We start from the raw sequence: 12,941 nt of genomic DNA on the forward strand, positions 1-12,941 counted from the left end.
GGCGGCCCCTTCGCGGACTTGCCCGCGAAGGGCGACTCGGCCCTTCAGGACGCCAGGCTCTTGCGAAACCGCAGCAGCGCAATGGTAAAGAACAGCAGGCCGATGGCGCTTAATGCCAGCAAGTCCGGCCAGACCACGCCAATGCCGGCGTCGCGAAACAGTATCGCGGCGCTGAGGCTGACGAAGTGCGTCGATGGCGAGCCCTGCATCACCCATTGCAGCCATTGCGGCATGCTGTCGAGGGGCGTACTGCCCCCGGAAAGCAGCAACATCGGGATAATCACCGGAATTGCCAACAAGCCGAACTGCGGTGTCGAGCGGGCGAGGGTCGCGAGGAATATCCCCAGCGCCGTGCTGGCGAACAGATAAACCGCCGTTACCAGCAAGAAAAAGCTCATGGAGCCAGCCAGCGGCACGCCAAGGGCGCCTTTGACAATGACTTCCAGCGACACCCAGGTGCACAGCACCACCACCAGCATGTTGCTCCAGACTTTCGCCAGCATGATTTCCAGTGCCGTCAGCGGCAGCACCAGCAAATGGTCGAGAGTGCCGTGTTCGCGTTCACGCAGCAGCGCCGTGCCCGTCAGGATGATGGCCAGGATCGTGATGTTGTTGACGATCTGAATCACCGCCAGGAACCAGCCACCCTCCAGATTGGTATTGAACAGCGCTCGTGTTGTCAGCCGCACGGGTGTCTGGCTCGCCGCATCGCCCTGGCCACTGTAGGTCAACAGCTCGCGCTGGAAAATCCGCCCGATATAGCCTGCCCCCATGAACGCCTGGCTCATGGCCGTGGCGTCGACGTTGACCTGCACCGCCGGCTGGTGGCCGCCCAGCAGATCGGCCTGAAAATTGGCTGGAACATTGATCACGAAGGTGTACCGCCCGTTGTCCAGCACCTCGTCCAGCTGACCATAAGGCAGCGGCACCGGTGGTTGAAATTCCGGCGGCCGCAGAATCTGGGCCAGTTGGCGTGACATGGGGCTGTGATCTTCATCGACCATGGCCACACTGGCGTTGTGCACACCGATCACTGAGCCCGCGGCCGGCATGTAGATCGCCACTGTAAAGGCGTAGAACAGGAACAGCAGCAATACACTGTCATGTCGCAGGCTGGTGAGTTCCTTGAGGCCAAGACGCAGGATGTGCGCGAGCTTATGCATCAGACCTCCTGCTTTTTCAGCATGGCCAGGCTGAGCCCGGTGAACCCGAGAAAGAACCCGAACAGCGCCAGGCATTGTGGCCACAACTGCCGGATATCCAGCGCCTTGGTAAAGGTGCCAACAGCGATATCGAGAAAATAGCCTGCCGGAAACAGCATCCCCATGACCGCGGCGGCGCCATCAAGGGACGACCGTGGCACGATCAGACCGGAAAACTGGATGGTCGGCAGACTGGTGATGATCATGGTGCCGAGAATGGCGGCGATCTGGGTTCGGGTGAACGCCGAAATCAACAGGCCCATGCTGGTGGTCGCCAGCACGTAGAGCAATCCGCCGAAGGCCAGGGTCAATGCGCTGCCCTTGAAAGGGACGCCGAACAGCCAGCGGTTCATGGCTGTCAGCACGGCGAGATTGATCAGACTGACGGCCAGATACGGCACCTGTTTACCTAACAGAAACTCCAGGCGGGTCAGCGGTGTGGCGTAGAAGTTGGTGATCGAGCCCAGTTCCTTCTCCCGCACAATGCCCAGCGCAGTCAGCATGGCCGGGATGAACGCCAGGATCAGCGCCATCACTCCAGGGCCGATGGCGTTGACGCTGACGACATCCTGGTTGTAGCGGAAACGGGTTTCCAGTTTGGCTGGCGCTTGCCGGGATGGTGCGGGACTGGACTGATCCGCCAGTTGCTCCAGGTTGGCCTGGTGTACCGCTTCCACATAGTTGCGGCTGGTTTCAGCGCGAAACGGCATACCGCCGTCGAGCCAGGCCGCCACCGTAGGCTGGCGACCGGCGAACAGATCCCGACCGAATCCGGGGGGAATCTCCAGCGCCAGTTTGATTTCCGAGCGTTGCAGTCGTCGATGCAACTGCGCCGGATCGCTTATCGGGGGTTGTTCGTCGAAGTAACGGGAGCCGCGGAAGGCCTCCAGATAAGCCCGGCTTTGCGGGGTCTGGTCCTGGTCGTAGACCGCGAAGGCGAGTTTCTCCACGTCCAGGGAAATGCCATAGCCGAAAATCACCATCATGAGCATCGCCCCGAGCAGCGCGAAGGCCAGGCGTACCCTATCGCGCAGCAGTTCCTTGCCTTCACGGCTCGCCAATGCCCGCAGTCGCCCAAAGCTGAAGCGACGGTCTTTCATCGATGGGGTGGGTGCGAGCGTTGTGTCGATGGGCGTTGGTGGCGTCTCTGTTGCGACCGGGCTCTGGGCCTGTTCCAGACAGGTGACGAACGCGGCCTCAAGTGTCTGGCCGTTGAACTGCTGTTGCAGTGCTGCCGGGGTGTCGCAGGCCAAAACCTTGCCTGCGTGCATCAATGAGATGCGGTCGCAACGCTGGGCTTCGTTCATGAAATGGGTGGACAGGAAGATCGTCACGTCCTGTTCACGGGACAGTTCGATCAGCAGTCGCCAGAAATCGTCCCGCGCCGCCGGGTCGACGCCGGAGGTAGGTTCGTCGAGGATCAGCACTTCCGGGCGATGCAGCACCGCCACCGCCAGGGATAATCGTTGGCGCAGACCCAGCGGCAATGCACCGGACGGCTGATGGGCGACGCTGGCCAGGCTGAAGCGCTGGATCAGTTCGTCGATGCGCTGAGTGCTGTCGGCCTGGGGCAGATCGAACAGTCGCGCATGCAGGTCCAGGTTCTGCCGAACGCTGAGTTCGCCATAGAGCGAGAAGCTCTGAGACATGAAGCCGACGCGCTTGCGGGTGGCCAGATCCTTGGCGTTCACCGGGTTGCCCAGCAGCGTGGCACTGCCTTCGCTGGCCGGGATCAGCCCGGTGAGCACTTTCATGGTGGTGGTTTTGCCGCAACCGTTGGAGCCCAGAAACCCGAAGATCTCGCCGCGGCCGATGGCGAAGCTGACTTTATCCACAGCGGTGAAATCGCCGAAGCGCAGGGTCAGGTCATGGGCTTGGATAGCGATGTCGGCCGTAGCATTGGTTCGGGGAGGGATCACTAGCGGCTGGTTGTCGTGGCCGGTGTCGCCCTGAAAGTGGGTGAAGGCTTCATCGAGCTTGCCGCTGGGGGTTACCGCCGCCAGATCGCGGCTCAAACCGGCGGCGATCAGCTTGCCGTCATCGAGCATCAGGCAATGCTCGAACTGCTCGGCCTCTTCCATGTACGCGGTGGCGACCAGTAGCGTCAGTTGCGGGCGTTGGCGCCGAACATCATCGATCAACTCCCAGAAATGCCGTCGGGACAAAGGGTCGACGCCAGTGGTCGGCTCATCGAGGATCAACAAATCCGGCTCATGGATCAGTGCGCAACAGAGTCCGAGCTTCTGTTTCATTCCGCCCGACAGCTTGCCGGCCGGGCGCTCGGCAAACCGCAGTAGATCGGTGGCCAGCAGCAGGCTGTGCATGCGCTGATCGCTTTCGGCCCTGGACAGCCCGAACAGTGTGGCGAAGAAGTGAATGTTCTCGCGGATCGACAGATCAGGGTACAGGTTGCCGCCCAGGCCTTGAGGCATGAACGCGATGCGCGAGTAGAGGCTGTTGCGGTGGCGCCGGTCCTGGATCGAGCCGCCGAGTACTTCCAGTTGGCCCTCCTGTAGCGTCTTCACGCCGGCGATCAATCCCAGCAGGCTGGATTTGCCGGCGCCATCCGGGCCAATCAACCCACACCGGGTACCAGTGGGCAGACTGAGCGTGATGTCGGTCAGTGCATGCCGTTCGCCATAGCGGTGCTGAAGGCGAGTGGCATGCAGTGCCAGGCCGGTCATTGAAGATTGGCCGGCCAGCCAATGGGAGCGGTGCGCACGTAACCATTGCCGGGCATCCCCGGTTTGGCCTGGGGCACTGCGCTGGGACGGGTCAGGCGTAGCTTGACCCGAAACACCAGTTTCTGACGTTCGTCGCGAGTCTCGACTTCTTTGGGCGTGAACTGCGATTTGGCTGCCACGAAGCTGATTTTTGCCGGCAGTGGTTGGTCGGGCAGGGCGTCCAGCAGGATCCGCGCTTCATCGCCGACCGCCAGGCGTCCGGCGACGGATGCTGCAAGATAGAGATTCATGTATTGATCGTTCGGGTCAATCAGCAGCAACACTCGCCCACCGGCGCCGAGCACTTCTCCGGGTTCGGCCATGCGAAGCTGAATCACCCCGTCGATAGGGGCCCGCAAGCTGCTGTCGTCGATTTCGCTGGTTAACTGAGCCACTTGTGCCTGCGCCGCGCCAATGGCTGCGCCGACGGCGGACACCTGGGCGCGGGCCGCAGTAACAGCTGCGTTGGCGGTGTCGAAGCGTGACTGCTGTTGGTCGATGATCTGGCCGCTGGCGAAACCGCGATTGAACAACGCCTGGGAGCGCTTGAGCTCTTGCTGGGCTAGCAGTTGCTCGCTCTGGCGCAGTTTCACATTGGCCTGGGCCGCGGAAAGATTTTCCCGGGCGCGTATCACTTCGGCTTCAGCCTGGTTGCGCTGTGCTTCGAGGGTACGGGTGTCCATGCGGGCCAACAGTTGCCCCTGGGTTACCTTGTCGCCTTCGTCCACCAGCACTTCAGCCAATCGACCGGGTGTTTTGCTGGCGATCTGCACTTCAGTGGCTTCAAGTCGACCATTGCCGACAGACAACCCTTGGGGCAGTCGGTTAACGGTCGACCGCCAATAACCAAACCCTCCGGCGGCCAGCAATACAGCCCCCAGCAAAAAAACGAAGAAAAGCGAAGAGCGGCTGTGCGTCGACATGTCTGCATCCTGCGTCTATTGCGTCCCAGTCTGACAGGAAAGTGCTAGGGCGACTTGATGTCAGTCAACTGAGGGGTAAGCCTGACCGTTTGGCAAGGTAAGCCAGAGTCACAGGCTGTAGCGCAGTATTTAGCGCAGATTAAGCACCACTGCCCATTGCTCGGCTGTCACCGGCATTACCGACAGGCGCGAGCCTTTCTGCACCAGTGGCATCTCGGCGAGTGCCGTTTGCTGCTTCAGATAATCGAGTTTAAGCACCTTGGAAAACGTCTCGACGTGAGCGACATCGATCGCGCTCCAGGCGTTTTTCTCGGCAGTGGCCTTCGGATCGAAGTAATGACTCTCGGGCTCCAGCGCCGTCGGGTCCGGATACGCCGCCTCGACGATCTTTCCGACCCCGGCAATCCCTGGCTCAGGGCAGCTGGAGTGATAGAAGAAAAACTCGTCGCCGACTGCCATGGCCCGTAAAAAGTTGCGCGCCTGGTAGTTGCGAACCCCGTCCCAGCGCGCTCGCCCAAGCTTCTCCAGGTCTTTGATGGAGAGTTCGTCGGGCTCGGATTTCATCAGCCAATAAGCCATGGTTTTGCTCCTTGCGAGGTAGGTGGGCAAGTGGTCAGGCAATTTTATGACAAACCGACAGTCGGTTGACGCCAGCGTTTGCGTGTCGGTTCACGTTGTCGCAAAATGCCGGCCTTCTTAGCTTGACGCTGCTGCACGGCCTACACCTACAACGGAAACCGCTGCTGTCATCGTGTTGATGTGCCTTTGGGGGGCAGTCGATGAAACGCAAACCGGATTTACTATGGATTTTGGTTATTTTATTCGGCCTTGGTGTCGTGACCACCGGCTATGCCCAAAGCCTGTGGAACAACAAACCCGATGCTCCCGTCGAGATCGCGCAGCAACAGCCGTCGGCGTTCAAGCGCTGAACCTGTCGCCTGGACGCCGCTGAGATCAGTGGCGTCTAGCCCGCGAAATACCACGCCTTGTCAGTGACCGTGCCCTGCAACGGTACATCCCAGCTCGCCTGAGCCAATCGTTGAACCTTCTGACATTCATGGGCCAGGCCCAGCAGCGTCGGCTTGCGCCAATTCTTGCGACGCGCCAAGTACGCCAGGCTTCGGTCGTAGAAGCCGCCGCCCATCCCCAGGCGTCCGCCGACATCGTCAAACCCCACCAGCGGCAACAACACCAGATCCAGCGCCCAGACCTTGCGTTGCCGGGCGAGGTTGTGCCGTGGTTCGGGAATGCGGAAGCGGTTGGGTTTGAGCTTTTCTCCGGGACGAATCCGCTGGAACACCATTTTGGTTCGCGGCCAGGCGCTGAGTACCGGCAGGTACGTCGCCTTGCCCCGACGTTGCGCGGCACGCATCAACAGGCGCGGGTCGATTTCACCGTCGGTGGGCAGGTACAGGGAGATGTGTTTTGCGCGGCGGAACAGTGGGTGCTGGGCCAATTGCTTATACAGCCCGCGAGCGGCCTCGCGCTGCTGACTGGGGGTCAGTGCGCGGCGGGCCTTGCGCAGCATGCGTCGAAGTTGCGGTCGGGGCAGCAGCGCAGGTTCGGTCATGGATTCAGGCTTCAGAAAGTGCGAGTACTAAAAGCGTACCCGTAAACATGCCGATGCCGGTATGAAAACCGGCATCGGATTGAAATCAGGCTCCCCGGATGAACCGCTGCTGACTTAGCCCTTGAACCCGAAAGTTCAAGGTGGAAGATGCAGTAGGCTTTAAGGCTTTCCGTCTAGCGGACATGCACACCAGCCCAACGTGCAACCTCCAGGGTAGTGCGAATCGGCTCAGGGACGTGGTCAACTGGCAAGCACCCCAGGGAGTGATGCGAGTATAACTCAAGCGGCCTGGCGAATCAGCCCTTGGTGACATCCGGATCGGTCGACAGCGCCAGGTCGACGCGGTCCAGCAGGTCGCGAACCTGTTCGCGGGTCGAACCGCTGGCCTGCACATCCGGACGTTCTTCCTTGTGCAGAAGGTCGTGCGTGATGTTCAGCGCAGCCATCACGGCAATGCGGTCGGCGCCGATGACTTTGCCGCTGCTGCGGATTTCGCGCATCTTGCCGTCCAGGTAACGGGCGGCGCTGATCAAGTTGCTGCGCTCTTCCTGGGGGCAGATGATCGAATATTCTTTGTCGAGGATCTGCACGGTAACGCTATTGCTTGAACTCATGAGTCTTGCTCCAGGGCCTTGAGGCGCGAAATCATCGATTCGACCTTACGCCGGGCGATTTCATTTTTTTCAATGAGGTGCGCGCGTTCCTCGCGCCAGGTCTTTTCTTGAGCTAGTAAGAGTGCGTTTTGACTCTTTAGTTGCTCGACTCGGGTAATCAGCAGCTCGAGTCTGGCCATCAGCGCTTGCAGGTCGGTGTCTTCCATTGTGTCCACGTGTTCGTCTGATGGGAGGTAGCTGGCGGACAGCCTTTAATAGTCTTGGCGAGTCTGTCGATGTAGGATACAAGGCCTTCATTCTAGACATAGCGCCGTCTGGCGCCTAGCTACCCATGCCCATTCAGAATTCTCCGTACCAAGCCTTCGCCACCCTGCTGAGTACCAGCGGCCATCCCGTCTCGCCTGCCGAGTTGCACGGCCTGCTGCTCGGCCGTAGCTGCGCCGGTGCCGGTTTCGATGCCGACAGCTGGCTGGCAGACGCCGCCGAGCTGCTCGAAGGCGAGCCGCAAGACAACGTTCGCAACGCCTTGATCGGCCTGCAAGAGATGGTCAAGGGCGAGCTTACCAGCGACGACATGACCGTTGTTCTGCTGCTGCCGAGCGACGACGCGCCGCTCACCGAGCGCGCAGCCGCGCTGGGCCAGTGGTGCCAGGGCTTCCTCACTGGCTTCGGCCTGACCCGTCGCGAATATGCCCTCAGCGCTGAAGCGACTGAAGTGCTGCAGGATCTGGCCGCCATTTCTCAGGTGCAAGACGCCCTGGAAGAGTCCGACGACGGCGAAAGCGACTACATGGAAGTCATGGAGTACCTGCGCGTCGCACCGTTGCTGCTGTTCACTGAAACCAAGAAAACCGACGAAGCAGCCGCCAAACCGTCGTTGCATTAATCGCGAGCCAGGAAAAGCCATCTGCCCATGATTCATATCCCGAAATCGGAATACAGCCGTCGCCGCAAGGCCCTGATGGCGCAGATGGAACCCAACAGCATCGCCATCCTGCCCGCCGCCGCGGTTGCCATTCGCAACCGTGACGTCGAGCACGTTTACCGTCAGGACAGCGACTTCCAGTACCTCAGCGGCTTTCCCGAGCCTCAGGCCGTTATCGTTTTGATTCCCGGTCGCGAACATGGCGAGTACATCCTGTTCTGCCGTGAACGCAATGCCGAGCGTGAGCTGTGGGACGGCCTGCGCGCCGGCCAGGAAGGCGCGATCCGCGACTTCGGCGCCGACGACGCTTTTCCCATCACCGACATCGACGACATCCTGCCGGGCCTGATCGAAGGCCGCGACCGGGTGTATTCGGCCATGGGCAGCAACCCGGAATTCGATCGACATCTGATGGACTGGATCAACGTGATCCGCTCCAAGGCGAATCTCGGTGCCCAGCCGCCGAACGAATTCGTTGCCCTGGATCATCTGCTGCACGACATGCGCCTGTATAAATCGGCGGCAGAAGTGAAGGTGATGCGCGAAGCCGCGCGGATTTCCGCCCAGGCGCATATCCGGGCGATGCAGGCCAGCCGTGCCGGTTTGCATGAGTTCAGCCTCGAAGCCGAGCTCGATTACGAGTTCCGCAAGGGCGGGGCGAAGATGCCGGCCTATGGTTCGATCGTCGCCGCCGGGCGCAACAGCTGCATCCTGCATTACCAGCAGAATGACGCGGTGCTCAAAGATGGCGATCTGGTGCTGATCGACGCCGGTTGCGAGATCGACTGCTATGCCAGCGACATCACCCGCACCTGGCCGGTCAACGGCAAGTATTCACCGGAACAGAAGGCGATCTACGAGCTGGTGCTGGCTTCCCAGGAAGCGGCGTTTGCCGAAATCGCACCGAACAAACACTGGAATCAGGCGCACGAAGCCACGGTTCGAGTCATTACCACGGGCCTTGTGAAGTTGGGCCTGTTGCAGGGCGACGTCGATGAACTGATCGCCAGCGAAGCCTACAAGGCGTTTTACATGCACCGCGCCGGCCACTGGCTGGGCATGGATGTGCATGATGTCGGCGAGTACAAGGTCGGCGGCGAATGGCGCGTGCTGGAAGTCGGCATGGCGCTGACGGTCGAGCCGGGCATCTACATTGCCCCGGACAACCAGAACGTGGCGAAGAAATGGCGCGGCATTGGCGTGCGCATCGAGGACGACGTGGTGGTCACCAAAACCGGTTGTGAAATCCTGACGAACGGCGTGCCGAAAACGGTCGCCGAAATCGAGGCCCTGATGGCCGCCGCACGGACACAAGCGGCATGAGTCGAGTCAATCTGGCAATCATCGGCGGCGGCCTGGTTGGCGCCAGCCTGGCGTTGGCGTTGCAGGCCGGGGCCAAGGCCCGTGGCTGGAAGATCGTGCTGATCGAACCCTTTGCCCCCGGCGATACGTACCAACCGAGCTATGACGCTCGCTCTTCAGCGTTGTCGTTCGGCGCCCGGCAGATTTATCAACGGCTGGGCGTGTGGCAGGAAATTTCCCGCCGCGCCGAGCCGATCAAGCAGATTCATGTCTCCGACCGTGGGCGTTTTTCCACGGCGCGGTTGTCGGCGATGGAAGAGGGCGTTCCAGCACTGGGTTATGTGGTGGAAAACGCCTGGCTCGGCCAATGCCTCTGGCACAGCCTGGACAAGGACGTGATCAGTTGGCGTTGCCCGGCGGAAGTCACCGCCATGGAGCCGCTGACCGACGGCTATCGCCTGACGCTCAACGATGAAACCCTGGTGGAATGCGACCTCGCGGTGTTGGCCGATGGCGGCCGTTCGGGCCTGCGTGAACAGCTGGGGATCGGCATCAAGAAGCGCCCGTACAACCAGAGCGCGCTGATCGCCAACATCACTCCGAGCGAAGCGCACAACGGCATGGCCTTCGAACGCTTCACTGACGACGGCCCAATGGCTTTGTTGCCGCTGCCGGAAAACCGCTGCGCCCTGGTCTGGACCCGTCTGGGCATGGACGCGCAACGGTTGGCGGCCCTTGATGACCGCAGCTTTCTCAACGAGTTGCAGGGCGTGTTCGGTTATCGCCTCGGCACGCTGAAACAGGTTGGCGCCCGCAATTTGTATCCGCTGTCGCTGATCGAAGCCGAGGAGCAAGTCCGCCCACATCTGGCGATCCTCGGCAACGCCGCGCACAGCCTGCACCCGATTGCCGGACAAGGCTTCAACCTGTCCCTGCGCGATGCCCAGGCTTTGGCTGACACCTTATTGAGCAGCGAGACCGCGCTCGGCGACTTTGCGACCTTGCAGGCTTATCGCGAGCGTCAGCGTCTGGACCAGAACCTGACCGTGGGCTTCTCCGATCAGGTCACCCGGTTGTTTGGCAGCACCCAGCCGCTGGTTTCCCTGGGGCGCAACATCGGCCTGCTCGGTCTCGATCTGCTGCCGCCGGCCAAGCGCTGGTTCGCCCGGCAGGCCATGGGCCTGGGTACACGTCCCGATGTTTAAGCGGGCGCACCTGCACATCAATATTCATGACGACGCGAGCACTTCGGTGACGCGCGTCGAGAGAACCCTTTACCTGCGGCTCAAGCCGCAAGAGAGACAGGCCTAAAGCATGGAAATGCGTGCAGATCTGCTGATTGTCGGGGCCGGAATGGTCGGCAGTGCCCTGGCGCTGGCGTTACAAAACAGCGGGCTTGAAGTCCTGCTGCTGGACGGCAGCCCTTTGAGCGTCAAACCCTTCGATGGCCAAGCGCCGTTCGAGCCGCGGGTGAGCGCCCTGTCGGCGGCCAGCCAACGAATACTCGAACGCCTGGGCGTGTGGGACGGCATCGCCAACCGGCGCAGCAGTCCTTACACCGACATGCACGTCTGGGATGGCAGCGGCACCGGGAAGATCCATTTCTCGGCGACCAGCGTACATGCCGACGTACTCGGGCATATCGTCGAGAACCGTGTGGTTCAGGACGCCTTGCTCGACCGGCTGCACGACTGCGACCTCGGGATGCTGGCCAATGCGCGTCTGGAGCAGATGCGCCGTTCCGGTGACGATTGGCTGCTGACCCTGGCCGATGGCCGCACCTTGCGGGCACCGTTGGTGATCGCGGCGGATGGCGCCAACTCGGCGGTGCGGCGCCTGACCGGCGTTGCGACCCGCGAATGGGATTACATGCACCACGCGATCGTCACCAGTGTGCACTGTTCCAAACCGCATCAAATGACCGCGTGGCAGCGTTTCACCGACAACGGCCCGCTGGCGTTTCTACCGCTGGAACGTGACGGTCAGCAGGATTGGTGCTCGATTGTCTGGTCGACCACGCCGAGCGAAGCCGAACGCCTGATGGCGCTGGACGACGAAAGCTTCTGCAAGGAGCTGGAGCGGGCCTTTGAAGGCTGCCTCGGCACGGTGCTCAGCGCCGACCCGCGTCTTTGCGTGCCGCTGCGTCAGCGTCATGCCAAGCGTTACGTGGCAGAAGGTCTGGCGCTGATCGGCGACGCGGCCCACACCATCCATCCGCTGGCCGGACAGGGCGTGAACCTCGGTTTCCTCGATGCCGCAGTGCTGGCCGAAGTGCTGCTGCAAGCGGCCGCGCGCGGTGAGCGATTGGCGGATGTGAAAGTGCTCAGTCGCTATGAGCGTCGGCGCATGCCCCACAACCTGGCGTTGATGGCGGCGATGGAAGGGTTCGAACGGCTGTTCCAGGCCGATCCGTTGCCGGTGCGCTGGTTGCGCAATACCGGATTGAAGATGGTCGACCAGATGCCCGAGGCCAAGGCGTTGTTCGTGCGCGAAGCGCTTGGGTTGATTGGGGATTTGCCGGCGTTGGCCAAGGCCTGAAGCCCACTCGCCACATTGTGATTCATTCGATTGTGCAACATCTGGTAACTCCTCCGCCCAGTGTTCGATTGAGAAGCGAAATGTGAGTCCTTATCATTTGGCCTCACTTCCCATTTCGAGAGACCGCTTCCATGTTGGCACCCAAGCGTCTACTGACCGCACTGGCCCTGACCCTGATAGGCAGCACCGCCGCCCAGGCTGCCGACGCGGTGGTGGTTTACTCCTCGCGTATCGATGAGCTGATCAAACCGGTCTTCGATGCCTACACCCAGAAAACCGGCGTACAGGTGAAGTTCATCACCGACAAGGAAGCGCCGTTGATGCAGCGGATCAAGGCCGAGGGCGAAAACGCCACTGCCGACCTGCTGCTGACCGTCGATGCCGGCAACCTTTGGCAGGCCGAGCAGATGGGCATCCTCCAGCCGTTCACCTCCAAGGTGATCGACGCCAACATCCCGCTGCAATACCGTGCATCCTCCCATGCCTGGACTGGCCTGAGCCTGCGGGCGCGGACCATCGCCTACTCCACCGACCGGGTGAAACCCGGTGAGCTGACCACCTACGAGGCGCTGGCCGATAAACAGTGGGAAGGCCGCCTGTGCCTGCGCACGGCGAAGAAGGTCTACAACCAGTCCCTGACCGCCACCATGATCGAAGTCCATGGCGCCGAGAAAACCGAGAAGATCCTCAAAGGCTGGGTCAACAACCTGTCCACCGACGTGTTCTCCGACGACATCGCCGTGCTGGAAGCGATCAATGCCGGTCAGTGCGATGTCGGCATCGTCAACACTTACTACTATGGCCGTCTGCACAAGCAGAAGCCGGACCTGCCGGTGAAACTGTTCTGGCCGAATCAGGGCGACCGTGGCGTGCACGTCAACCTGTCGGGTATCGGCCTGACCAAACATGCACCGCACCCGGAAGCCGCCAAGGCGCTGGTGGAGTGGATGACCACGCCTGAAGCGCAGAAGATTTTCGCTGACGTGAACCAGGAGTTCCCGGCCAACCCTGCCGTTCAGCCTTCGGCTGAAGTCGCGAGCTGGGGCAAGTTCGTGGCCGATACCTTGCCAGTGGAAATCGCCGGCAAGCGTCAGGCTGAAGCGATTCGGATGATGGATCGGGTCGGATGGAACTGAGTCTGCTG

General features: G+C 61.3%; 13 protein-coding genes and 1 other RNA gene. 6 read left to right on the top strand and 8 right to left on the bottom strand.

All coding sequences use genetic code 11. The annotated features are described in order from the left end of the window. Positions 1 to 44: 44 nt before the first annotated feature. The 4 genes from AC1DQM_RS10530 to AC1DQM_RS10545 form a co-directional block, all read right to left on the bottom strand. Complete coding sequence (locus tag AC1DQM_RS10530; protein WP_018927578.1) at positions 45 to 1,163, bottom strand: ABC transporter permease; 1,119 nt, start codon at positions 1,161 to 1,163, stop codon at positions 45 to 47. Further along, on the bottom strand, positions 1,163 to 3,886 hold the full coding sequence (gene rbbA, locus AC1DQM_RS10535; RefSeq protein ID WP_477746138.1) for a ribosome-associated ATPase/putative transporter RbbA: 2,724 nt from the start codon (positions 3,884 to 3,886) through the stop codon (positions 1,163 to 1,165). The genes AC1DQM_RS10530 and rbbA overlap by 1 nt, the downstream gene beginning before the upstream one ends. After that, the gene (locus AC1DQM_RS10540) at positions 3,883 to 4,848 is read right to left on the bottom strand and encodes an HlyD family secretion protein (protein ID WP_477746139.1); all 966 of its coding nucleotides are present in this window, start codon (positions 4,846 to 4,848) and stop codon (positions 3,883 to 3,885) included. Before AC1DQM_RS10540 ends, rbbA begins: the two co-directional genes overlap by 4 nt. Before the next feature lie 129 nt (positions 4,849 to 4,977). Then, complete coding sequence (locus tag AC1DQM_RS10545; RefSeq protein ID WP_064621039.1) at positions 4,978 to 5,427, bottom strand: EVE domain-containing protein; 450 nt, start codon at positions 5,425 to 5,427, stop codon at positions 4,978 to 4,980. Between the two features lie 200 nt (positions 5,428 to 5,627). Between AC1DQM_RS10545 and AC1DQM_RS10550 the strand changes: the two genes are divergently transcribed. Beyond that, a complete protein-coding gene (locus tag AC1DQM_RS10550) occupies positions 5,628 to 5,777 on the top strand; it encodes a hypothetical protein (RefSeq protein WP_018927582.1) in 150 nt (49 codons plus the stop codon). A gap of 35 nt (positions 5,778 to 5,812) precedes the next feature. On the opposite strand, the gene AC1DQM_RS10555 is transcribed toward AC1DQM_RS10550, so the two are convergent. The 4 genes from AC1DQM_RS10555 to AC1DQM_RS10570 all read right to left on the bottom strand — a co-directional run bounded on the left by AC1DQM_RS10555 (position 5,813) and on the right by AC1DQM_RS10570 (position 7,238). Continuing rightward, positions 5,813 to 6,418, bottom strand: coding sequence for a 5-formyltetrahydrofolate cyclo-ligase (locus AC1DQM_RS10555; protein WP_477746140.1), 606 nt, complete (start codon positions 6,416 to 6,418; stop codon positions 5,813 to 5,815). 87 nt (positions 6,419 to 6,505) lie between these two features. Beyond that, positions 6,506 to 6,684, bottom strand: a non-coding RNA gene (gene ssrS, locus AC1DQM_RS10560) — 6S RNA. A gap of 30 nt (positions 6,685 to 6,714) precedes the next feature. After that, positions 6,715 to 7,032, bottom strand: a complete 318-nt coding sequence (locus tag AC1DQM_RS10565) for a cell division protein ZapA (protein WP_018927584.1) — start codon at positions 7,030 to 7,032, stop codon at positions 6,715 to 6,717. After that, positions 7,029 to 7,238, bottom strand: a complete 210-nt coding sequence (locus tag AC1DQM_RS10570; protein WP_007940359.1) for a TIGR02449 family protein — start codon at positions 7,236 to 7,238, stop codon at positions 7,029 to 7,031. The genes AC1DQM_RS10565 and AC1DQM_RS10570 overlap by 4 nt, the downstream gene beginning before the upstream one ends. A gap of 125 nt (positions 7,239 to 7,363) precedes the next feature. Between AC1DQM_RS10570 and AC1DQM_RS10575 the strand changes: the two genes are divergently transcribed. The 5 genes from AC1DQM_RS10575 (at position 7,364) to AC1DQM_RS10595 (ending at position 12,933) form a co-directional block, all read left to right on the top strand. After that, entirely contained in the window at positions 7,364 to 7,918 is a 555-nt protein-coding gene (locus tag AC1DQM_RS10575) for a YecA/YgfB family protein (RefSeq protein ID WP_007940361.1), read from the top strand. A gap of 27 nt (positions 7,919 to 7,945) precedes the next feature. Next, a complete protein-coding gene (gene pepP / locus AC1DQM_RS10580; RefSeq protein WP_477746141.1) occupies positions 7,946 to 9,280 on the top strand; it encodes a Xaa-Pro aminopeptidase in 1,335 nt (444 codons plus the stop codon). Further along, positions 9,277 to 10,464: a 2-octaprenyl-6-methoxyphenyl hydroxylase gene (ubiH, locus tag AC1DQM_RS10585; RefSeq protein ID WP_477746142.1), complete on the top strand. Its 1,188-nt coding sequence runs from the start codon at positions 9,277 to 9,279 to the stop codon at positions 10,462 to 10,464. The genes pepP and ubiH overlap by 4 nt, the downstream gene beginning before the upstream one ends. A 115-nt stretch (positions 10,465 to 10,579) precedes the next feature. After that, entirely contained in the window at positions 10,580 to 11,797 is a 1,218-nt protein-coding gene (locus tag AC1DQM_RS10590; protein WP_173861167.1) for a 2-octaprenyl-3-methyl-6-methoxy-1,4-benzoquinol hydroxylase, read from the top strand. A gap of 131 nt (positions 11,798 to 11,928) precedes the next feature. Next, complete coding sequence (locus AC1DQM_RS10595; protein WP_096479394.1) at positions 11,929 to 12,933, top strand: extracellular solute-binding protein; 1,005 nt, start codon at positions 11,929 to 11,931, stop codon at positions 12,931 to 12,933. Positions 12,934 to 12,941 lie beyond the last annotated feature (8 nt).

The sequence above is a fragment of the Pseudomonas sp. 01L34 genome, assembly GCF_056400265.1.

Excerpts from the sequence above, each read along its gene's own strand:
- AC1DQM_RS10530 (WP_018927578.1), bottom strand. The coding sequence starts at position 1,163 with ATGCATAAGCTCGCGCACATCCTGCGTCTTGGCCTCAAGGAACTCACC.
- rbbA (WP_477746138.1), bottom strand. The coding sequence starts at position 3,886 with ATGACCGGCCTGGCACTGCATGCCACTCGCCTTCAGCACCGCTATGGC.
- AC1DQM_RS10540 (WP_477746139.1), bottom strand. The coding sequence starts at position 4,848 with ATGTCGACGCACAGCCGCTCTTCGCTTTTCTTCGTTTTTTTGCTGGGG.
- AC1DQM_RS10545 (WP_064621039.1), bottom strand. The coding sequence starts at position 5,427 with ATGGCTTATTGGCTGATGAAATCCGAGCCCGACGAACTCTCCATCAAA.
- AC1DQM_RS10550 (WP_018927582.1), top strand. The coding sequence starts at position 5,628 with ATGAAACGCAAACCGGATTTACTATGGATTTTGGTTATTTTATTCGGC.
- AC1DQM_RS10555 (WP_477746140.1), bottom strand. The coding sequence starts at position 6,418 with ATGACCGAACCTGCGCTGCTGCCCCGACCGCAACTTCGACGCATGCTG.
- AC1DQM_RS10565 (WP_018927584.1), bottom strand. The coding sequence starts at position 7,032 with ATGAGTTCAAGCAATAGCGTTACCGTGCAGATCCTCGACAAAGAATAT.
- AC1DQM_RS10570 (WP_007940359.1), bottom strand. The coding sequence starts at position 7,238 with ATGGAAGACACCGACCTGCAAGCGCTGATGGCCAGACTCGAGCTGCTG.
- AC1DQM_RS10575 (WP_007940361.1), top strand. The coding sequence starts at position 7,364 with ATGCCCATTCAGAATTCTCCGTACCAAGCCTTCGCCACCCTGCTGAGT.
- pepP (WP_477746141.1), top strand. The coding sequence starts at position 7,946 with ATGATTCATATCCCGAAATCGGAATACAGCCGTCGCCGCAAGGCCCTG.
- ubiH (WP_477746142.1), top strand. The coding sequence starts at position 9,277 with ATGAGTCGAGTCAATCTGGCAATCATCGGCGGCGGCCTGGTTGGCGCC.
- AC1DQM_RS10590 (WP_173861167.1), top strand. The coding sequence starts at position 10,580 with ATGCGTGCAGATCTGCTGATTGTCGGGGCCGGAATGGTCGGCAGTGCC.
- AC1DQM_RS10595 (WP_096479394.1), top strand. The coding sequence starts at position 11,929 with ATGTTGGCACCCAAGCGTCTACTGACCGCACTGGCCCTGACCCTGATA.